This is a genomic window from Streptomyces sp. NPDC101191, assembly GCF_044767915.1.
In the GTDB taxonomy this organism is placed as follows: Bacteria; Actinomycetota; Actinomycetes; order Streptomycetales; family Streptomycetaceae; genus Streptomyces.
Genome location: NZ_JBIWOU010000004.1, coordinates 430,270 through 450,459, shown reverse-complemented (window position 1 = coordinate 450,459; position 20,190 = coordinate 430,270). Strand labels below are relative to the sequence as shown.

Sequence of the window (20,190 nt, the reverse complement as noted above, 5' to 3'; positions counted from 1 at the left end):
GTGCGGGGTGCCTAGCCGTCCTTGTCGTGATTCCTGTCCGTGCGCCGCTCCGTGTCCGCGTCCCCCTCCGTGTCCGGGTCGCCCTCCGTGGTCGCGTCGCCCTCCGTGTCCGCGTCGCCCTCCGTGTCGGGGTCGCCCTCGGCCGGCCGTACGTACTCCGGGAGCGTCAGGCGGGCCACCGCGCCGCCGCCCTCCTCCGCGGGCGCGTTGGCGAAGACCAGCTCCGCGCCGATCACCTCCGCCTGGCCCACCGCGATCGTCAGGCCGAGCCCGTGGCCCTTGCCGCCGCTCTCCGTGCGGAAGCGCTGTGGTCCGGACGCCAGCAGATACGCGGGATAGCCCGCGCCGTGGTCCCGTACGGTCACCACCGGCCCGTCCACCGTCAGGACCACCGGCGGGGCACCGTGCTTGTGCGCGTTGGCGACCAGATTGCCGAGCACCCGCTCCAGGCGCCGCTTGTCCGTCTCGACCGCCGCGGCACGCAGCACCCGCGTCTCGGTGCTCGTGCCGGAGGTGGCGGCGGAGGCGCGCACCACGCGCTCGGCGAGCGACACCAGGTCGTGCACATCCAGGTCGACCCTCTCGGTGCCGGCGTCGAGCCGCGAGATCTCCAGGAGGTCCTCGGTGAGCCCGCGCATCGCGCTGACCCGGTCCCGCACGAGCTCCGACGGACGTCCCTCGGGCAGCAGTTCGGCCGCGGCGGACAGGCCGGTCAGCGGGGTGCGCAGCTCGTGCGCCACGTCCGCCGTGAACCGCTGCTCGGTCTGCAGCTTGCGCTGCAGCGAGGAGGCCATGGTGTCGAGCGCGCCCGCGACGACGGCCACCTCGTCCTGCGGCCGCGAAGGGTCCTTCGTCCGCGGATCGTCCACTCGCGCGTCCAGGTCGCCGGCGCTGATCCGCCCGGCCACCTGCGCGGTCGCATGCAGCCGCCGGGTGATCCGCGTGACGGCGAAGGCGCCGACGAGCAGGGTCGCGCCGATGGCCAGGACGGAGGAGCCGAGGATCGAGCGGTCGAGCCTGTCGATCGTGTCGGCGCTCTGCGAGTAGTCGACCTTGACCGCCAGCGCGCGGCCGTCCGCCGGGCCCGCCGCCCACATCGTCGGGCGCCCCTCGTACTCGCTCACCATCGTGCCGCTCTCGCCGCGCAGCGCGAGCGCCCGCAGCGATTCCGGCAGCCCGGGCGGGTCCACGCCCGCGAACCGGGGGAGTGGCTCGCCCGCCTGGTACAGCCGGCCGACCTCGCCGAGCCGCGTCAGCGCCTTGTCGCGCGAGTCCTTCACGGTCTGGCCGGCGACGGAGACGTGTACGAGCACGCCGAGCAGCGCGGCCAGCGCGCAGCACATGACGGCGATGAAGACCGCCGCCTTCCACGTGAGGGTCGCGGTCCACGCCGGGAGGCGCGGCCGCCTCACTGCCCCGCCTCGGGGGCCACGGGCGGCGGGACCGGGATCGGCGCCGTGCTGCCGGAGGGGGCCGGGGTGGGGCTGGGCGTGACGAAGACGGGGGCCGGTACGAGCGTGGCGCCGGTCCCGGGCGGTTTGACCCGGACGATCTCGTCCCGGGCGGGCAGCATCGAGCCCTGCTGCTCGTCCCAGGACCAGGCGGTCCGGTACTCGTAGCCGGGGATCCCGGCCGAGCTGGACCGCGTGATGAGGTCCCGGCCGGCCAGTTCGACGCTGACCACCTGGTCGACGGTCGACATGATCCGGGTCAGCCCCTCGTTCTCGGCGAGGTAGACCCGGACCCCGAGCTGCTGGTCGGGCATCCGGATGCCGACGATCAGCTCGTCGCGCCCGTTGCCGGTGAGGTCGCGGTAGTACGGGGCGAGGATCGGGCAGTGCGCGCGGTCCGTGTCGCAGGCCTCGATGGCCCGTACGGTCTCCGCGTACATCCCGTCCGCCCCGGAGCGCGCGTCGGTGTGCGCGCGGACCTCGGACCGGACCACCTCGACCGGGTCGACGCGGTGCACGTCGTTGTCCGGGACCTCGATGCCGGCGACCCGCTGGGTGTCGGTCTCGCCGTAGTCGATCGGTGGGTTGGTGGCGGGCGGCAGATCGGGCCAGAGCCGGACCGGGCCCACGGCGTCGGGGGTACGGCCCGCGCTCTGCAGACCGCCCTGGCCGCCGCAGCCGGTGAGGACGAGAGCGAGCGCGCAGAGCACCGCGACCGGGACGGTCGCGGTGACGGCGCACTGCACGAGGCGCGCTCCCACGCTTCTCCTTCCTCCTCCGGGGCCCATCGGACCTCGGGGTGCCCCTCGGGGGCCTCCTTGCTCCCTCGGGGCCTCCTTGCTCCCTTGGGTCCTCTCGGCTCCCTCGGGGCCTCTGGGCTCCCTCGGACCGTCGACGACCCACGGGGGCGTTGGCCTGCCTTGCCCGCCGTGGCCCTCGGGACCTCGGGGACTCCGGGACCTTGGGGGCCCAGGGGGCCCAGGGGACCTCTGGGGTGCAGATGCCCCCACAGGCCCTGGCGGTCCAGGGGATCTCCGGGGCTCAGAGGCTTCCACGGGCCTTCGGGGTCCGGGGGTCTCGCGGGCTCAGAGGCTTCCACAGGTCATGAGGCGCAGCTCGGGACGGACGGTTCTCCCGTAGACCTTATTCGTACGGAAGTCCTTTTTGTCTACTCACTCGGTCTCGCGGGCTGCGGACGGAGCCCCCGCGCCGTCCCCGGATTCACCCCGGTCGCGCCTCCGACCTGCGGCTTTGCCGCGTTCCGCAGCCGCCCGGGTGTGGATATACGCGTGTGGGGGGAGGGGCCGCCGCCCCTCCCCCCACACCCACCCGATCCGTCAGAACCCGTGCCGCTCCATCTGGGACAGTGCCGCCCGGCACAGGGTGAGGAGCTTCTCGTCGTCATGGACGTCGTGCGAGCCGGCGCCGTCCTCGCGTGCGTTGTGGCGACGGGAGCGGGCCAGCTCCGCACGGATCGCGGGTTCGGCCGCGGCCGCCGCCGAACCCATCTCCGCGAGGCACTCCGCCACCGCCACCCGGGCGTGCCGGTTCTCCTCCCAGGCCGCCAGCAGCACCGGAAGCACGGGACCGGCGTCCCCGGCGACCCGCCACAGCGCCGCCGCCGAACGCACCCGCACCCACAGGTCCCGGGCGCCCAGGCCCGCCCGCAGGGCCGGGGCCGCCTCCGCCGCCGCCGGCCCGATCGCGCCCAGCGCCTGCGCCGCCGCGCACCACTCCACGCCCGTCGCCCCCGGCCGCAGCCACCGCTCCAGGGCGCCGAGGGCCTCCGTGAGCGAACCGTCCAGCGACCACACGGCCCGCGCCGCCATCGCGGACACCGCCGCCGAGTCCGAGCCGAGCAGCCGCCGCGCCTCCGGCAGCGCCTCCCGGGCCACCGGCCCGAACGCCGCGAGCGTGCGCAGACACGCCTCACGCACCCAGTCCTGCCGGTTCGACGGCGCCCCGCGCAGCACCCGCAGCACCTCCGGCAGCGCCTGGGTGCCCCGGACCGCCGCCAGCGCGAAGAGCAACGGCGCCGCCCGGTCGTACAGCAGGTCGTCGAGCTCCACCTCCGCGAGCCTGCGCCGCAGCAGCGGCGCCAGCGGCAGCGCGGCCGGCCCGAGCGCGTCCACCGCGTACAGCAGCTCCCGCCGTACCTCCCGCTCCTCCTCCAGGGCCCGCGCGAGCAGCGGGACGGCGCGGGCGTCGCCCGAGCGGGCGAGCGCGAGCAGCGCCCCGCCCCGGCCGGCCCGTGCGCCCGGGGCCGGCAGGCCCAGCGGCCCGGCGGGCGACGTGGCCAGCCGTACGGCGAGCGCGTCCGCGGCCGGACCGCCCAGCTCGAACAGACGCTCCAGGAAGGACGTGGCCGCCTCCCGCAGCCGCGGCTCCGGGTCGCTCAGCTGCGCCCCGACGAGCCGCACGACCTCGTCGTAGCGCCCGCGCCAGACCCGTATCAGACCCCCGCACAGCCAGATCGCGTCCGAACGCTGCCCCCAGTCGGGGCTGCGCAGCTGGGCCACGATGAGCGCGATGCGGTCGTCGACCCGGTCGTCGAGGGCGCCGTGCAACGTACGGAGCAGTTCCTCCGTCCAGGGGGTGGGGCGGCCCGCCGAGTGCTCCTCCAGGAGCTCGCGGACCTGTCCGATCAGCGTCGGGGCGGCCGCCCTGGGCGTCTCGACGGGCCGGTCCCGCGGCGTGGTGCGGACCTCGTCGAGCAGGACGGTCACCCGATCCACCACGTCCATCGGGATGGCCGCGGGCGCGCACCGGGCGAGCTGGGCGAGCGCCGCGAGCCGGAGCCCCGGTGCCTGCGCCGCCCGGGACAGCCAGTCCAGCCAGTCGACGATCTGGGCGCGCAGCGACTCGTGGCGCAGGGCGATCCGGCCCACGGCGGCGACGAGCGCGAGCCGCACCTCGGTGTCCCTCTCGACCGTGAGCCGCTCGCGCAGCAGGTCGAGCACCCGCGCCGGTTCGTAGTGCAGCGAGGCCAGCGCGCAGGGCGCCGCGAGCCGCACCTCGGGGTCGGGGTCGTCGACGAGGTCGAAGAAGACGTCGGCGCCGGCCGCGACCGCGGCGGCGGCCATCGCGTAGTTCGCCGCCGGGATGAAATCGGCGTCGTCCGGGTCGAGTTCGTCCAGCTCCTCGTCACCGCACAGGTCGATCCCGCCGATGCTGGTGAGTAACTCGACGATGCCGCCCCGGTCCTGGACCGTGGGGTCGGCGACGAGTTCGAGGAGGAAGGGGATGCAGGCCAGCGTCGAGTCGTACACGTCGCCCTGGTGGTGCACCGCGCCGTACATCCCGTCGAGGGCGTTCTCGCGTTCGGCGGGGTCGTCGGAGGCGAGTCCCTGCAACAGCTCCGGAACGTCGTCCGCGGGGCCGTACGCATGCCCCAACGAGGCCCAGTCGACCTCCTCGATCCCCGTCAGCATGCCCGACCGCCTTCCCCGTGAGCGCTGTACCAGGCAGCAAGTGTGCACCAGCGCAAGGGCAACAAGGCCCTGCCTGCCGGACGCGGTCCCGAAACCCCCGCGCGGCCGCACGCTTTGCGCCACGCGCGGGTACGCCGGGGGCCCCGGCCGGCCCCCGCCCCGCCCTTCCGGGGCCCCCGCGGCGCCCCTGCCAGGGGTCCCCGGCCCGGCGATCGCACGGCGGACATGGGCACTTGCGCGCCGGGGCGCGGGGAGGGGCTCCCGCGGTGGGCACACAGGGAGTTTGTCCTGAACGGAGCGGAGGGGAGGAGGAGTCGAGATCCGGCCGAGGGGCGCGTTCGCATACGAGGAGGGGGCGGGGGCGTGTATGGCGGGGCGCGGAGGAGGGGGTGCGCCGGTCGGGCGGGGCGCGGGGGATGAGGGTGCGCCGGTCGGTCGGGGCGCGGGGGAGGGGGCGCCGGTCGGACGGGGCGGGCGGGTCGGGTTGCGTGGTGTCTGGCGGGTTGTGCGGGTCGGGGTAGCGCGGGGGTGTGGCGGGGCGGGCCGGCCTGGGTTGAGGGGGGGTGTGGCGGGGCGGCCCGGCCTGGGTTGAGGGGGGTGTGGCGGGGCGGGCCGGCCGGGGTTGCGCGCCGTGTGGCGGGCGGGTCCGCCCGTGGGGCGCGACCGTGGGCTGTCGGTGTCAGGCGGCGCCTTCATGGGGGGCGGAGTCGCCGCGGTGGCGTTTGCGGAGGTCGTGGTCGTGGTCGTGGGGGTCGGGGTCGTGGTCGTGGGGATCGGGGTCGCGGTCGTGGGGGTCGGGGTCGTGGGGGTCGGCGGCGCCGGGTTCGGGCTTGGGTTCGGCTTCCGGGCCACCGTCGCTCGGACCGTCGATCTCCTCCGTCTCCGGCGTCTCCTCCCGTACGCGTACGAACCGTGCGACGTCCTGGCGGGTGCGGATCAGCCGGACCTCGACGGGCAGCGGGTCGGTGAGCGGGCGTACGGGTCCGTGCTCGGGGTCGTTCACCGGTTCGGCCGCGAGCCGGTCCGCCGCGAACTCGGCGACCTCGCGGGCCTGCGGTCCGGTCAGCCGCGGGGCGGTCCGCAGGGCGCGCCCGTCCGCCAGCCGTACGAGCACGGCGTGCGGACGGCCGGGCGGCCCGAACACCCCTACCAGCAGGGCGTCTTCGGTGTCCGCGTGGCGGACCTTCCGCCAGGACCAGGTGTGGCCCGGCCGGTACGTCGAGTCCCAGGCCTTGGCCACGACCCCCTCGACCCCTGCGTCCCGCAGCGCGCCGAACCACTCCCGGGCGGTCTGCTCGTCATCGGTGGCGAGCACCCGCTGGAGCGGGGGGCCGGTCCCGTCGAGGGCGGTGCCGAGGAGCGCCCAGCGTTCGCGGAGGGGACGGCCGCGGAGGTCGTGGCCGGGGAGGGCGAGCAGGTCGAAGGCGATGTAGGAGACGGGAACCCCGGCCCGCTCGCGCTCGCGGTGGGAGCGGAGGAGGTCGGTGAAGCTGAGCCGCCCGTCGCGGTAGGCGCAGAGTTCGCCGTCCAGGACGATCCCCGGTGGCAGGGCCTCGCCCAGGTAGGCGGCGATGCCGGGGAACTCGGGGGCCAGGTCGCGCCGGTTCCGGGACTGGAGGAAGACCCGGCCGTCGTCGAGGACGAAGGCGAGCGCGCGGAAGCCGTCGAGCTTGAGGGAGTACTGGAAGCCGCCGCGGGTGCTCCCCTGCCGGGGCATCTCGTCGACGGCCTTCGGCCGCATGACCTCCAGGGGCGGCCGCAGGACGACGGCCGGGTCCGTGCCGGAGCCCGCGTTCCGTCCGCCGGCCGGGGGTGTCACGGCAGGACCCCCGCCGCGTCCGGGTCGAAGAGCGGGGCGAGCAGCTCGCCGTACGTCTCCAGACGTGGCGCGATGTCGTCCATGAGGAACACGAGCGGGTCGGGAGCGCCGCCCCCCGCGGTGGCCCGTGCCGCACCAGCCGAGGCGGCCGCACCCGCGCGCTTGCCGTCGCTCCCTCCGCTCCGGCCCTTCCCTCCGCTGCCCGCCTCCGCGGCCTCCCGGACCTCGTCCCAGGTGACCGGTGCGGAGACGGTCGGCAACCGGCGGGCCCGCAGGGTGTACGGGGTGGCGGTGGTCTTCGCGGCGGCGTTCTGGCTGTGGTCGACGAAGACTTTGCCCGGCCGCAGGGCCTTCGCCATCCGGTGCACGACGAGTCGCGGCAGCGCGGCCTCCGCCTCGACGGCGAGCCGGCGCGCGTAGGCGGAGACCTGGTCGGAGGGGGTCGGTACCAGGGGTACGAGGAGGTGCACACCCTTGGACCCGGAGGTCTTCGCGTAGGCCGTGAGACCGTCGGCGGCGAGGCGTTCCCGCAGGTGGAGGGCGACCCGGCAGCATTCGACGACGGTCGCGGGCGGGCCCGGGTCCAGGTCCAGGACCAGCCGGTCGGCGACGGCGGGGGAGTCCTCGCGCCACTGCGGGGTGTGGAACTCGACGACGAGGTTCGCCGCCCACATCAGGGAGGGCAGGTCCTGGATCACGACCTGCCGGGCGCGGGGGGCGTCGGAGCGGGGCACGGGGGTGGTGTTCACCCAGGTGGGGGTGCCGGGCGGCGGGTTCTTGGTGAAGAAGAGCTGCCCGTCCGGGCCGTCCGGGTAGCGCAGGAAGGACACCGGGCGGTCGCGCAGATGAGGCAGGATCGCGGCCCCGACGGTCGCGTAGTAGTGCAGGAGCTCGCCCTTGGTGGTGCCGGTGGCCGGGTGGAGGACCTTGTCCAGGTTGCTGAGCGCAAGGCGCCGCCCCTCCACCTCTGTGATGGGCGTCATACGATGAGAATCCCATGATTCCCGTACATCTGGCGTGAACCCGGCAAATCCCGTGAAAGGGGATGAATCGTGCGATCCATCTGGAACGGGGCCATATCCTTCGGGCTGGTCAGCATCCCGATCAAGCTGGTCAACGCCACCGAGAGCCACTCGGTCTCGTTCCGGCAGATCCACATCGAGGACGGCGGGCGCATCCGCTACAAGAAGGTGTGCGAGCTGGACGGGGAGGAGGTCACCCAGGCGGAGATCGGCAAGGCGTACGAGGACGCCGACGGGACCATGATTCCGATCACCGACGAGGACCTGGCCGCCCTGCCGCTGCCGACGGCGAAGACGATCGAGATCGTGGCCTTCGTGGGGGCCGGCGAGATCGACCCGCTCCAGATGGACGCCGCCTACTACCTCTCCGCCAACGGGGTGCCCGCCGCCAAGCCGTACACCCTGCTGCGCGAGGCGCTGAAGCGAAGCGACAAGGTGGCCGTGGCGAAGTACGCCCTGCGCGGGCGCGAGCGGCTCGGGATGCTGCGGGTCGTGGACGACGTCATCGCCATGCACGGACTGCTCTGGCCGGACGAGATCCGCGCGCCGGAGGGTGTGGCGCCAGAGACCCAGGTGACCGTGCGCGAGGCCGAACTCGACCTGGCGGACGCCCTGATGGCCACGCTCGGCGAGGTCGACATCGACTCGCTCCACGACGACTACCGCGAGGCCGTGGAGGAGATGATCGCCGCGAAGGCCGAGGGCGGCGCGGGCGTCGCCCCGGCGGAGCCGGAGACGGGCGGCGGAGGACAGGTCATCGACCTGATGGCGGCTCTGGAGAGCAGCGTACGGGCGGCCAAGGAGGCCCGCGGCGAGAAGGCGGGGGCGTCGGAGGCGAGGGAGGCGTCGGAGGCCGAGGTCACCGAGCTGCGACCTCGTAAGAGAACGGCGGCCGCGGTGCCGAAGGAGACGGGCGCGAAGAAGTCCACGGCGCGGACGGCCGCGAAGAAGACGGCGGCGCCGGCCCGGAAGTCGACCGCGAAGACGGCGAAGACGGCGAAGTCGACGACACCGGCGACGACGAAGACGACCGCAACGAAGACGACCGCAACGAAGTCGACGGCGAAGAAGGCGACGGCGAAGAAGACGCCGGAGAAGACGCAGGCGAAGAAGGCCACGACGGCGAAGAAGCAGCCGGCCAAGTCCCAGACGCAGAAGAAGGCGACTCCGCGCAAGCGTTCGGCGTGACGTGGTGACGTGGTGACGTGGTGACGTGGTGGCGTGGTGGCGCGGTCGTGTGGTGATGTCGCTACGCGGCGGTGTGGTGACGTGGTGATGGCGCGATGCGGTGACGTGGCGGGGCGCGACGCGGTGGGGCGGTGACGGTGTGAAGCCGTAACGTCGAGGGAGGCGTCGCCTTTTCCGCCCCCTCGGTTGGGCACACGTGTACGGTCAGGGCTGCCCGCAGGTGCGGACCAGGCCCACGGACCGCCCCCACGGACCGCCGTCATGGATCACCGCCACGGACACGCCGCCGCGACCACCGCCCACGGGACAGCCGGAGGACACCGACCGATGCAGGCCGACGCCTGGCTCCTGGACCTCGATGAGACGCGTGACGCCGCCCTGGTCGCCCGGCTCGACGCCTCCGTCCTCGACGCGCGAGAACGCGAGCGCGCCGCCGCATTCGTCCGTGCCGCCGACCGGGCGCTGTACATCACGGCCCACGTGGTACTGCGCACCGTGCTCGCCGAACTCCACGACGTACGACCCGAGGACCTGGTCTTCACGCGGGAGCCGTGCCCCTGCTGCGGGGCTCCGCACGGCCGCCCGGCACTGGACGCGGCGTCCCTCTCCGTACCGCCGCTGCACTTCTCGCTGTCGCACACCCGGGGCCGGATCCTGATCGCGACCGCGCCTGTCCCGGTCGGCGCGGACGTCGAACTGCGCCCGGAGCCGACGGCGGTAGAGGAGCTGCTGTCCGTACTGCACCCCTTGGAGCGGGCGGAGATCGAGGCGGCGGGGGACGCGGCAGGAGGCCCGGCGGGAGAACCGACCGGGCGGGCCGCCGCGTTCGGCCGCATATGGGCACGCAAGGAGGCGTACCTGAAGGGCCTGGGTACGGGCCTGGGCCGCGCGCCCCACCTCGACTACGTCGGCGGCGGCGCACCGGAGGTGGGCGAAGCCCCGGAGGGACCGCAGGAGCCTGCCGACGCAACGCGGGAGCCGACCCGGGCAATGCTGGAGCCGACCGCGCCCCGCCCCTGGGCCGCGCCTGCGCCCGCGACCGCGCCTCGCCTCCCGACCGTGCCTGCGCCCGCGACCGCGCCTCGCCTCCCGACCGTGCCTGCGCCCGCGCCCGCGACCCGCCTCCCGACCGCGCCCGCGCCCGGGACCACGCCCCGCCCCTGGACCACGCCCGGGGCCGGGGCCGCGCCCGGGGCCGGGACCGGGGCGTGGACCCCGCCCCCGCCCCCGCCCCGCCACCCGGCCGGTTGGACCCTCCACGACCTCCCCTGCGGCCATGCCCACCACGGCGCGGTGGCCCTGAACTCCCCGGGTTCGGAAGCCGAGCCGCCCGCCCTGCACCGCCTCTCCCTCGACGCGCTCGCCGCCTCGGGCGACACGGGCATCGGCACGTAGGACCCAACCGAACGCCGACCCAAGGCCGTTAAGCCGTAAAACGGGATGAACTAATCACGTTCAGGAAGGCGCCACCGCCTCCCCGCAACCCATGCGCCGCCCCTCCGCGCCCGCCCCCGCGGAGGAGGTTCCGACGAGAATGCGGGTCGACCCCGGGGAGATCTCGAGGCGGCTTCGGGGAGACCGCGCGCAGGCTCCGAGAAGGCCCGGCGGAGCCCGCCGGCAGCCTCGCCGATGCCCGCCGACACTCTCCCCGATGCCCGTCGGCACCCTCGCCGACGTCCCTACCCCACCCCTATAGGACCCCTCGACGACCCTCAAGGCGGTCAGCTCGCCGTATAGCGGACGGAGTTGGTCGCCCTTCGGACAACTGTCGGTCAAATCCTTGTTGCATACCTGTCAATCAGGCCTGCTCGCTGGCACGCTCGCTCCCGCACCACCCCCCACACAGATCCCCCACGCGTAACAGCGAAGGAGCCCGCGTGACCCGCCAGCAGTCCTCGCGCCGTACCCCCCGCACCACCGCCCGCGCCGCCGCCCTGATCGCATCGGCCGCCATGGTCGTCGTCGGAGTCCAGACCGGATCCGCCAACGCCGATGCCCAGCGTGAAGCGGGCGCGACCGCGCTCGTGCTCTCCGGCGGCCAGCGCGCCGCCGCCATCCACGAGGCGCAGACCGAAGCGGCCGGCACCGCGAAGGCCATCGGCCTCTCCGGCCAGGAGAAGCTCGTCGCCCGGGATGTCGTCAAGGACGCGGACGGCACCGTCCACACCCGCTACGAGCGCACCTACGAGGGCCTGCCGGTCCTCGGCGGCGACCTCGTCGTGCACGAGAAGAAGAACGGCGCCCGCTCCACCACCAAGGCGACCGAGGCCCGTATAACCGTGGCCAGCACGACCCCGGCCCTCACCGAGTCGGCCGCCGCCAAGACGGCGGTCGCCTCGGCGGACGCGAAGGCGCCCAAGGCCTCCGACGCCCGCAAGGTGATCTGGGCGGCCACCGGCAAGCCGGTCCTCGCCTGGGAGACCGTCGTCACCGGCACGCAGGCCGACGGCACCCCGAGCCGTCGCCACGTCATCACGGACGCCAACAGCGGCAAGGAGCTGTACGCGTACGAGGCCATCGAGACCGGCGTCGGCAACACGATGTACGGCGGCCAGGTGACGCTCGGTACGGCCCCCTCGTACACCCTCACCGACACCGCCCGCGGTGGCCACAAGACGTACGACCTGAACGGCGGCACGTCCGGCACCGGCACGCTCTTCACCAACTCCACCGACACGTGGGGCAACGGCCTGGCATCCAACCGTGCGACGGCGGCCGCGGACGCCCACTACGGCGCGGCCGTGACGTGGGACTTCTACAAGAACGAGCTGGGTCGCAACGGCATCCGCGGTGACGGCGTCGCCGCGTACTCCCGCGTGCACTACGGCAGCGCCTACGTGAACGCGTTCTGGGACGACAGCTGCTTCTGCATGACGTACGGCGACGGCATCGGCAACACCCACCCGCTCACGTCCCTCGACGTGGCCGGCCACGAGATGTCGCACGGCCTGACCTCCTCCACCGCCAACCTCCGCTACAGCGGCGAGTCCGGCGGCCTGAACGAGGCGACGTCCGACATCTTCGGCACCGCGGTGGAGTTCTACGCGAACAACTCCACGGACGTCGGCGACTACCTCATCGGCGAGAAGATCGACATCAACGGCAACGGCACGCCGCTCCGTTACATGGACAAGCCGAGCAAGGACGGCCAGTCCGCCGACTACTGGTCGAAGTCGGTCGGCCGCCTGAACGTGCACTACTCCTCGGGCCCGGCCAACCACTTCTTCTTCCTGCTGTCCGAGGGCAGCGGCACGAAGACGGTCAACGGCGTCACCTACAACTCGCCGACCTACGACGGCTCCACCGTCACGGGCATCGGCCGCCAGAAGGCCTACAAGATCTGGTACAAGGCCCTCTCCACCTACATGACCTCCTCCACCGGCTACTCCGGTGCCCGCACGGCCACCCTCTCGGCGGCCAAGGACCTCTACGGCACGGGCAGCGCCGAGTACAACGCGGTCGCGGCGGCGTGGACGGCGATCAACGTGAAGTAAGGCTCGCGGAAGCGAGACGAGGTCACCCGATCACCGGGTGAGCTCGGGGCCGTGCCCGTCCTGGTCGGACGAGCACGGCCCCTTTCGTCGTCCGGCCCGAGCCAGGGGAGCCGCCCGGCGTGACCCGGCGGCCGCCCAACTCCCGCCAGGGAAACGGCCCGTGCGGGATGTCGGTGACGCGCGGGTCGGCCTGTGCATTGTTAGTCTCTTTGTGGGCGGTGGACCGAAGGTTCATGGGTCGCGGGTCACGGATCACGGGTCACGGATCACGGGTCACGGGTCACGGGTCGCGGATCACGGGTCACGGGTCACGGGTCACGGATCACGGACGAGGGATGCCGGATCGCAGATCTCCATGTCTCCACCGCACACGACGACGGGGGAAGGACGGGGAGAGCAAGTGGCTGGAACCCACCGCACCCGCGACCGACGTCAAGCCCCACGATTTCGCCCACTTCGGCCTCCCGGAACCGGAGACCCTCAAGGACGGCGTCCGCTACGGCTACGTCTGCCCGAGCCCCGCCACGGGCGACGGTGGCCCGGACAAGCCCACCGGATCCCCTTCCCCCACGTCCGAGGACCCGTTCGGCTCGCCCGACGCGTACGACACGTCCGACGGGCGCTGCGTCAGCCTGTACGCCCACGAGTACGCCCCGGACCGCACCCGCGTCTACCTCCGAGCCCGCTACGAACCCGGCATCAGCCCCCTCCCGGTACCCCCGTCGTCCCCCTCGCACTGACCGAAGCGGCCGCAGCCGCCCGGGGCAGCTGGAGCCGAACGCCGTCCGGCTGCCCCGACCGGCTGATCGGGCGAACGGGATGACTGTCAGTGCCGACCCCTACGCTGCGCTTCGACCCGGACGGTTGCAGTGGGGAGAGGCAGAGATGGGCGGCAACGCGTGGATGCAGACGGGCCCGTACCAGCCCGATCTGGCGGCTGCCTTCCGCCAGGCCCAGGAAGAGAGCCTGGCGGCGGACGACCACGGCTTCGAAGGACGCTCCGTCGAGGACCTGTGGCGCGACGAGGACTGGCACGAGTACGTCTTCACCGGCGGCACGGCTTCGGTGCTCGACTTCCCCGCGATGATCGATGCCACGGACGACGACGACGGCCCGTTCATGCGTCCGCTGACGGACGGCGAGATACGCGCCTGGTCCCCGGGCGGCCACCCCACCCAGGAAGAATGGGACAGAGCCCTCGACACAGGCCGCCTGACCTTCCCGAACCGGGCCCAGGGAAACTGCACGGTGCTGTACCGCGACGGCCGCCCCGCCCTGATCGGGTACTGGGGGATGACCGCCGACTGACGACTGGACCGACACGGCTCGAGCCCCTCGCCGGTGGCCCGGCCGGAATACCCAGGCGCGTTCGGAAGAGGGCCTGGCCGCCGACTTCCTGACTACTCGTGGAGGCTGGCTGCCTTGAGGGCCCTGCCCATAGAGGTCCGGTCTCCGACAGGCCCCGACAAACGGCCGCTCATCGCGCCACACGCCCGCACATATAACAAGACCCCGCACTCAGCGTTTCCGCTGATCACGGGGTCTTTAGGCACTTCCTGCGAAGTGCCCCCGGCAGGATTCGAACCTGCGCACACGGCTCCGGAGGCCGTTGCTCTATCCCCTGAGCTACGGGGGCGTCCGCCGCGTTCGGCGGCGACGGGTAGAACCCTACCAGCTCGGTGAGGGTGCCTGTGAACAGGTATTTCCGTGGCGTCACCAAGGGGCCGTTCCCTCGCACGGGTCAGAAGTGGGCAAAAGCCGGACGCGGCCCCTCCCGCCGACCTACTCTCGACGTGTGTCGGGCATGTCCGGGCGGGTGCTGGTTGTCGATGACAACCGGGTGATCCGCCAGCTGATCAGGGTCAATCTCGAACTCGAGGGGTTCGAGGTGGTGACCGCGGCCGATGGTGCCGAGTGTCTGGATGTCGTGCATGACGTCTGTCCTGATGTCGTCACCCTCGATGTCGTCATGCCCCGGCTGGACGGGTTGAGGACCGCCGCACGTCTGCGGTCCGACCCTCGGACCAGCCATCTGCCGGTGGCGATCATCAGCGCCTGCACCGAGTACGAGACGGACGGTGGCGGCGGGGTCTCCGGGGTCGACGCGTTCCTTGCCAAGCCCTTCGAGCCGGCCGAGCTCGTCCGCGTCGTGCGCCAGCTCCTGCACCGCGAACGGCGCGGGCGTCGTGACGGCGCCGCCGGGCAGGACCCCGGCGACGAGCCGCCCGCAGCAGATGACAGACGCGACGGCGGACACGACGGCAGGAGCAACGGCCCCCACGGGGCCGGCGCCGGCAGTACCACCGGGAGTGGGCTTCCGCGTCGCGAGCCCTCCTAGTTGCCGCTCCGTCCTCTAGTCCACGTGCTCTGCCGGGGTAGTAGCTGTGGTGGTAGCCGTCGAGGAGGGGCAATGGCCTCGGCGCGCTCTGTCCCTCTCCCGCTTCCCCTTACGCTCCCTCTGGTTCGTCGGCCTGGGGGCGGGCAGCGGGGCAACCGGCGACAGGGAGGGCCCCAGCGCCCACATGCCGAAACCGGTTCGCGTTCGTACCCCCCTCCTCCCCTAGGCTGGTCCCGTGACCCCCGCGGACCTCTCCCTCACCGTGCTGCACGCCGTGCGCCGTGCGGTTGACGAGGGTGCGCTGCTCGTCGACGTGCCCCCGCGGGTCAAGGTCGAACGGCCCCGGCCGGGTGGTGTCGGCGACTACGCCAGCAATGTCGCGCTCGTGCTCGCCCGGGCCGCCGGCTCGACCCCGCGCCAGGTCGCGGAGGTCCTCGTCGAGCGGCTCCTCCCGCACCCCGGCCTCGACGGGGTCGAGATCACCGGGCCCGGGTTCCTCAACTTCACGCTCCGGCTCGACGCGCAGCAGAGCCTCGTGCGGGCCGTCCTCCGGGACGGTCAGCGGTACGGGCACCTGCCTTCCGGCGGCGAGCCCGTGCAGCCCGTCCATCGCTCCGACGTCCGCGCCGCCGTCACCGCCGACGCCGTGCGCCGGCTCCTCGTCTCCCAGGGGCATCCCGTGCGGGTGGCCTGCGAGGACGCCATCGATCCCGAGTGGGGCCTGCTCCACGCGCGGACCGACGTCGGGTACGCCCGTGGTCGCCTCGCCACCACCATCGCCCCTCTGCCCGTGCCGTACGAAGCCGCCGAGCTGCACCGGCGCTTCGGCGTCGACGCGGCCCGCTGGGGGCTGCTCTCCGTCGCCGCGCACGACCGCGCCGGGCTCACCGGCGAGCTGCTCCACCAGCACGAGCGCAATTCCCTGTTCCGCGTGCGCTACGCACACGCCCGCGCCAGGTGCCTGACGGTGAACGCCGCACAGCTCGGGTTCCGGAGCGAGCCGCTGCAGGCCGTCGACGCGCCGGAGCTCACCGCCCTCCTCGGCGACCACCCCACCGTCCTCGTCACCGCAGCCCGCCTGCGCGCCCCCGACCGGGTCGCCCGGCAGCTGGAGGCCGTCGCCGACGCGCTTCTCGCGTTCCAGCACACCGTTCTGCCCCTCGGCGACGAGAAACCCTCGGCCGCCCACCGTTCCCGGCTCGCGCTCGCCGAAGCCGCCGGGACGGTGCTCGCCGGTGGCCTCTCCCTGCTCGGCATCAGCGCTCCCGACCAGATCTGAAAGACGCAGACCATGAGCCGTTCCGCACACCCCGCCGGGCCCCGTCACGCCGACGTCCTTCCCGAGGGGCACTACTCCGCCCCGCCGGCCGACCTCAACCGTCTCGACCCCAAGGTCTGGGCACGGACCGTGCGGCGCGACCAGGACGGGGTCGTGACCGTCGGCGGGATGCCCGTCACCGCGCTGCGCGAGCAGTTCGGCACGCCCGCCTACTTCCTCGACGAGGACGACTTCCGTGCCCGCTGCCGTGCCTGGGCGGAGGCCTTCGGCCAGGACGCCGACGTGTTCTACGCGGGGAAGGCGTTCCTCTCGCGGGCCGTCGTCCGGTGGCTCGAGGAGGAGGGGCTGAACCTCGACGTCTGTTCGGGTGGCGAGCTCTCCACGGCGCTGTCCGCCGGCATGCCGGCCGAGCGCATCGCCTTCCACGGGAACAACAAGTCCGCGGACGAGATCCGGCGGGCCGTCGAGGCCGGTGTCGGGCGGATCGTGCTCGACTCCTTCCAGGAGATCGTCCGGGTCGCGCACATCGCCCAGTCGCTCGGGAAGCGGCAGCGGGTGCAGATCCGGGTGACCGTCGGCGTCGAGGCGCACACGCACGAGTTCATCGCCACCGCCCACGAGGACCAGAAGTTCGGTATCGCCCTCGCCGGCGGGCAGGCCGCCGAGGCGGTGCGGCGGGCGCTGTCCCTGGACGGGCTGGAGCTCATCGGCATCCACTCCCACATCGGTTCGCAGATCTTCGACATGGCCGGCTTCGAGGTGTCCGCCCGGCGCGTCGTGCAGCTGCTCGCCGAGGTGCGGGACGAGCACGGGGTCGAGCTGCCCGAGATCGACCTGGGCGGCGGGCTCGGGATCGCGTACACGAGCGAGGACGACCCCCGCGAGCCGCACCACATCGCCAAGGCGCTGACCGAGATCGTGACGCGGGAGTGCGAGGCCGCCGGGCTGCGCACGCCGCGGATCTCCGTCGAGCCCGGGCGTGCCATCGTCGGGCCCACCGCCTTCACGCTGTACGAGGTGGGGACGATCAAGCCGCTGGAGGGGCTGCGCACGTACGTCTCCGTCGACGGCGGCATGTCGGACAACATCCGCACCGCTCTCTACGACGCCGAGTACAGCGTCGCCCTGGTCTCCCGCACGAGTGACGCGGAGCCCATGCTGTCCCGTGTCGTCGGCAAGCACTGCGAGAGCGGCGACATCATCGTGCGAGACGCGTTCCTGCCCGCCGACGTGGCGCCCGGCGACCTCATCGCCGTGCCGGCCACCGGCGCGTACTGCCGCTCCATGGCGAGCAACTACAACCACGCGCTGCGTCCGCCCGTGGTGGCCGTACGGGACGGCGAGGCGCGGGTCATCGTGCGGCGTGAGACGGAGGAAGATCTCCTGCGTCTCGACGTCGGGTGACGAAATAGTCGAGTGATGCAATAGTCGAGTGATGGAATTCATGTCTCACGATCCGGACTCAAGGCGGAATCGGACGTCCGGTGAGTGAGACTGGTTCCCATCGTGGGGAAAGCGGAGGTGCTCCGCCCCCGGGGACCGTGGAAAAGCGACCGTAGAGCCACGTGGTCTACGAGGTCGAGTCGTGCGAGAGACGAGGTCGGATGATGCGTACGCGTCCGCTGAAGGTGGCGCTGCTGGGCTGTGGAGTGGTCGGCTCAGAGGTGGCGCGCATCATGACGACGCACGCCGACGACCTCGCCGCGCGCATCGGCGCCCCGGTCGAGCTCGCCGGCGTCGCGGTCCGCCGCCCCGACAGGGCCCGCGGGGGAGTCCCGGCCGAGCTGATCACCACCGACGCGACCGCCCTCGTCAAACGCGGGGACATCGACGTCGTCGTCGAGGTCATCGGCGGCATCGAGCCGGCCCGCGGCCTCATCACCACCGCCTTCGAGCACGGCGCCTCCGTCGTCTCCGCGAACAAGGCGCTGCTCGCCCAGGACGGCGCGAGCCTGTACGCCGCGGCCCAGGAGCACGGGCAGGACCTGTACTACGAGGCCGCGGTCGCCGGGGCCATCCCGCTCATCCGGCCGCTGCGCGAGTCGCTCGCCGGCGACAAGATCAACCGCGTGATGGGCATCGTCAACGGCACGACGAACTTCATCCTCGACAAGATGGACTCCACCGGCGCCGGCTACCAGGAGGCCCTGGACGAGGCCACCGCACTCGGCTACGCCGAGGCCGACCCGACCGCCGACGTCGAGGGCTTCGACGCCGCCGCCAAGGCCGCCATCCTCGCCGGGATCGCCTTCCACACGCGCGTGCGCCTCGACGACGTGTACCGCGAAGGCATGACCGAGGTCACCGCCGCCGACTTCGCCTCCGCCAAGCAGATGGGCTGCACCATCAAGCTGCTCGCCATCTGCGAGCGGGCCGCGGACGGCGGCTCCGTCACCGCGCGCGTGCACCCGGCGATGATCCCGCTCAGCCACCCGCTCGCCTCCGTCCGCGAGGCCTACAACGCGGTCTTCGTCGAGGCGGAGGCCGCCGGGCGGCTCATGTTCTACGGCCCCGGGGCCGGCGGCGCGCCGACCGCCTCGGCCGTCCTCGGCGACCTGGTCGCCGTGTGCCGCAACAAGCTCAACGAGGCCAACGGCCCCGGCGAGTCCGCGTACACCCAGCTGCCCGTGAGCCCCATGGGCGACGTGGTGACGCGGTACCACATCAGCCTCGACGTGGCCGACAAGCCGGGCGTGCTCGCCCAGGTCGCGACGGTCTTCGCCGAGCACGGCGTATCCATCGATACGGTGCGCCAGCAGGGCAAGGACGGCGAGGCCTCCCTCGTCGTCGTCACCCACCGCGCGCCCGACGCCGCCCTCTCCGGGACCGTCGAGGCGCTGCGCAAGCTCGACACCGTGCGCGGTGTCGCCAGCATCATGCGTGTTGAAGGGGAGTAAAGGACCCATGACCAGCAAGGGCACCCACCAGTGGCGCGGCATCATCGAGGAGTACCGGGACCGGCTTCCGGTCACGGACACGACGCCGGTCGTCACGCTCCGTGAGGGCGGCACGCCGCTCGTCCCCGCTCAGGTCCTGTCCGAGCGCACGGGCTGCGAGGTGCACCTCAAGGTCGAGGGCGCCAACCCCACCGGCTCCTTCAAGGACCGGGGCATGACCATGGCCATCTCCAAGGCCAAGGAGGAGGGCGCGCAGGCCGTCATCTGCGCCTCCACCGGCAACACCTCGGCGTCCGCCGCCGCCTACGCGGTGCGTGCCGGGATGGTCTCCGCCGTCCTCGTGCCCCGGGGCAAGATCGCGCTCGGCAAGATGGGCCAGGCCCTCGTGCACGGCGCGAAGATCCTCCAGGTCGACGGCAACTTCGACGACTGCCTGACGCTGGCCCGCGGGCTCTCCGAGAACTACCCGGTGGCGCTGGTCAATTCGGTGAACCCGGTCCGTATCGAGGGTCAGAAGACCGCCGCCTTCGAGATCGTGGACATGCTGGGCGACGCCCCCGACATCCACGTCCTCCCGGTCGGCAACGCCGGCAACATCACGGCCTACTGGAAGGGCTACACGGAGTACGCCGCCGACGGCGTCGCCTCCCGTACCCCGCGCATGTGGGGCTTCCAGGCCTCCGGCTCCGCGCCGCTCGTGCGCGGCGAGGTCGTGAAGGACCCGTCGACGATCGCCACCGCGATCCGGATCGGCAACCCGGCCTCCTGGGACTACGCCATCGCCGCGCGCGACGAGTCCGGCGGCTTCATCGACGAGGTGACGGACCGTGAGATCCTGCAGGCCTACCGCCTGTTGGCCGCGCAGGAGGGCGTCTTCGTCGAGCCGGCCTCGGCCGCCTCGGTCGCCGGTCTGCTGAAGGCCGCCGCGCAGGGCAAGGTCGACCCGGGTCAGACCATCGTCTGCACGGTCACCGGCAACGGCCTCAAGGACCCCGACTGGGCCGTCGCGGGCGCCCCGCAGCCCGTCACCGTCCCGGTCGACGCCGCGGCCGCTGCCGAGCGGCTCGGCCTGGCCTGAAATCAGCGCCCGGGTTCCTGATCGGGTGCCGAACCCGATCAGGAACCCACATAGGCGCACAGGTTGGCGCGCGACACGCATCGTGCGCCTCCCGTGCGCCCTATGTCGCCACAGAACCTTCCTTCGATAGGCTGTACCGAACCCGCCCCGCCGCATATGCGCGGTGTCGTTGCCGTCGTCGCCTGTGAGGCGC

Annotated in this window: 15 protein-coding genes and 1 tRNA gene; 10 read left to right on the top strand and 6 right to left on the bottom strand. The window is 72.9% G+C overall.

What is annotated here, in order from left to right:
- Positions 1-11: 11 nt before the first annotated feature.
- The 5 genes from ACIRQF_RS18665 to ligD form a co-directional block, all read right to left on the bottom strand.
- Positions 12-1,412 carry an ATP-binding protein gene (locus ACIRQF_RS18665; protein WP_404093375.1) on the bottom strand — a complete coding sequence of 467 codons (1,401 nt, stop codon included), beginning with the start codon at positions 1,410-1,412 and terminating at the stop codon, positions 12-14.
- Positions 1,409-2,212, bottom strand: a complete 804-nt coding sequence (locus ACIRQF_RS18660; RefSeq protein ID WP_404093372.1) for a hypothetical protein — start codon at positions 2,210-2,212, stop codon at positions 1,409-1,411. Before ACIRQF_RS18660 ends, ACIRQF_RS18665 begins: the two co-directional genes overlap by 4 nt.
- Before the next feature lie 576 nt (positions 2,213-2,788).
- Positions 2,789-4,882 (bottom strand): PBS lyase, encoded by a 2,094-nt coding sequence (locus ACIRQF_RS18655; protein WP_404093369.1) that lies wholly within the window; start codon positions 4,880-4,882, stop codon positions 2,789-2,791.
- Positions 4,883-5,561: 679 nt separating this feature from the next.
- Positions 5,562-6,701: a DNA ligase gene (locus ACIRQF_RS18650; RefSeq protein ID WP_404093366.1), complete on the bottom strand. Its 1,140-nt coding sequence runs from the start codon at positions 6,699-6,701 to the stop codon at positions 5,562-5,564.
- Complete coding sequence (ligD, locus tag ACIRQF_RS18645; RefSeq protein WP_404093364.1) at positions 6,698-7,684, bottom strand: non-homologous end-joining DNA ligase; 987 nt, start codon at positions 7,682-7,684, stop codon at positions 6,698-6,700. Before ligD ends, ACIRQF_RS18650 begins: the two co-directional genes overlap by 4 nt.
- 69 nt (positions 7,685-7,753) lie before the next feature.
- Between ligD and ACIRQF_RS18640 the strand changes: the two genes are divergently transcribed.
- The 5 genes from ACIRQF_RS18640 (at position 7,754) to ACIRQF_RS18620 (ending at position 13,713) form a co-directional block, all read left to right on the top strand.
- Positions 7,754-8,911: a Ku protein gene (locus ACIRQF_RS18640; RefSeq protein ID WP_404093362.1), complete on the top strand. Its 1,158-nt coding sequence runs from the start codon at positions 7,754-7,756 to the stop codon at positions 8,909-8,911.
- A gap of 327 nt (positions 8,912-9,238) precedes the next feature.
- The gene (locus tag ACIRQF_RS18635; RefSeq protein WP_404093359.1) at positions 9,239-10,306 is read left to right on the top strand and encodes a 4'-phosphopantetheinyl transferase family protein; all 1,068 of its coding nucleotides are present in this window, start codon (positions 9,239-9,241) and stop codon (positions 10,304-10,306) included.
- Between the two features lie 482 nt (positions 10,307-10,788).
- Positions 10,789-12,405, top strand: a complete 1,617-nt coding sequence (locus ACIRQF_RS18630; RefSeq protein WP_404093357.1) for a M4 family metallopeptidase — start codon at positions 10,789-10,791, stop codon at positions 12,403-12,405.
- Between the two features lie 335 nt (positions 12,406-12,740).
- Positions 12,741-13,145 (top strand): hypothetical protein, encoded by a 405-nt coding sequence (locus ACIRQF_RS18625; RefSeq protein WP_404093354.1) that lies wholly within the window; start codon positions 12,741-12,743, stop codon positions 13,143-13,145.
- Positions 13,146-13,290: 145 nt separating this feature from the next.
- Complete coding sequence (locus tag ACIRQF_RS18620; RefSeq protein ID WP_404093352.1) at positions 13,291-13,713, top strand: hypothetical protein; 423 nt, start codon at positions 13,291-13,293, stop codon at positions 13,711-13,713.
- 256 nt (positions 13,714-13,969) lie between these two features.
- Here ACIRQF_RS18620 and ACIRQF_RS18615 read toward each other — a convergent pair.
- Positions 13,970-14,041: transfer RNA gene (locus tag ACIRQF_RS18615), tRNA-Arg, on the bottom strand.
- A 168-nt stretch (positions 14,042-14,209) separates the two neighbouring features.
- On the opposite strand from ACIRQF_RS18615, the gene ACIRQF_RS18610 reads away from it, so the two are divergent.
- The 5 genes from ACIRQF_RS18610 to thrC all read left to right on the top strand — a co-directional run bounded on the left by ACIRQF_RS18610 (position 14,210) and on the right by thrC (position 19,997).
- Complete coding sequence (locus ACIRQF_RS18610) at positions 14,210-14,743, top strand: response regulator (protein ID WP_389752687.1); 534 nt, start codon at positions 14,210-14,212, stop codon at positions 14,741-14,743.
- A gap of 235 nt (positions 14,744-14,978) precedes the next feature.
- Positions 14,979-16,022 carry an ArgS-related anticodon-binding protein NrtL gene (nrtL, locus tag ACIRQF_RS18605; RefSeq protein WP_376632420.1) on the top strand — a complete coding sequence of 348 codons (1,044 nt, stop codon included), beginning with the start codon at positions 14,979-14,981 and terminating at the stop codon, positions 16,020-16,022.
- A gap of 12 nt (positions 16,023-16,034) precedes the next feature.
- Positions 16,035-17,426, top strand: coding sequence for a diaminopimelate decarboxylase (gene lysA / locus ACIRQF_RS18600; protein WP_382480429.1), 1,392 nt, complete (start codon positions 16,035-16,037; stop codon positions 17,424-17,426).
- A gap of 200 nt (positions 17,427-17,626) precedes the next feature.
- Positions 17,627-18,919, top strand: a complete 1,293-nt coding sequence (locus ACIRQF_RS18595) for a homoserine dehydrogenase (protein ID WP_376632424.1) — start codon at positions 17,627-17,629, stop codon at positions 18,917-18,919.
- 7 nt (positions 18,920-18,926) lie between these two features.
- On the top strand, positions 18,927-19,997 hold the full coding sequence (gene thrC, locus ACIRQF_RS18590; RefSeq protein WP_382480427.1) for a threonine synthase: 1,071 nt from the start codon (positions 18,927-18,929) through the stop codon (positions 19,995-19,997).
- Positions 19,998-20,190 lie beyond the last annotated feature (193 nt).

What these genes read in the sequence shown, in the direction of transcription:
- ACIRQF_RS18655 (WP_404093369.1), bottom strand. Translation starts at nt 4,882, where the DNA reads ATGCTGACGGGGATCGAGGAGGTCGACTGGGCCTCGTTGGGGCATGCG.
- ligD (WP_404093364.1), bottom strand. Translation starts at nt 7,684, where the DNA reads ATGACGCCCATCACAGAGGTGGAGGGGCGGCGCCTTGCGCTCAGCAAC.
- ACIRQF_RS18635 (WP_404093359.1), top strand. Translation starts at nt 9,239, where the DNA reads ATGCAGGCCGACGCCTGGCTCCTGGACCTCGATGAGACGCGTGACGCC.
- ACIRQF_RS18625 (WP_404093354.1), top strand. Translation starts at nt 12,741, where the DNA reads ATGCCGGATCGCAGATCTCCATGTCTCCACCGCACACGACGACGGGGG.
- ACIRQF_RS18620 (WP_404093352.1), top strand. Translation starts at nt 13,291, where the DNA reads ATGGGCGGCAACGCGTGGATGCAGACGGGCCCGTACCAGCCCGATCTG.
- ACIRQF_RS18610 (WP_389752687.1), top strand. Translation starts at nt 14,210, where the DNA reads ATGTCCGGGCGGGTGCTGGTTGTCGATGACAACCGGGTGATCCGCCAG.
- lysA (WP_382480429.1), top strand. Translation starts at nt 16,035, where the DNA reads ATGAGCCGTTCCGCACACCCCGCCGGGCCCCGTCACGCCGACGTCCTT.
- ACIRQF_RS18595 (WP_376632424.1), top strand. Translation starts at nt 17,627, where the DNA reads ATGATGCGTACGCGTCCGCTGAAGGTGGCGCTGCTGGGCTGTGGAGTG.
- thrC (WP_382480427.1), top strand. Translation starts at nt 18,927, where the DNA reads ATGACCAGCAAGGGCACCCACCAGTGGCGCGGCATCATCGAGGAGTAC.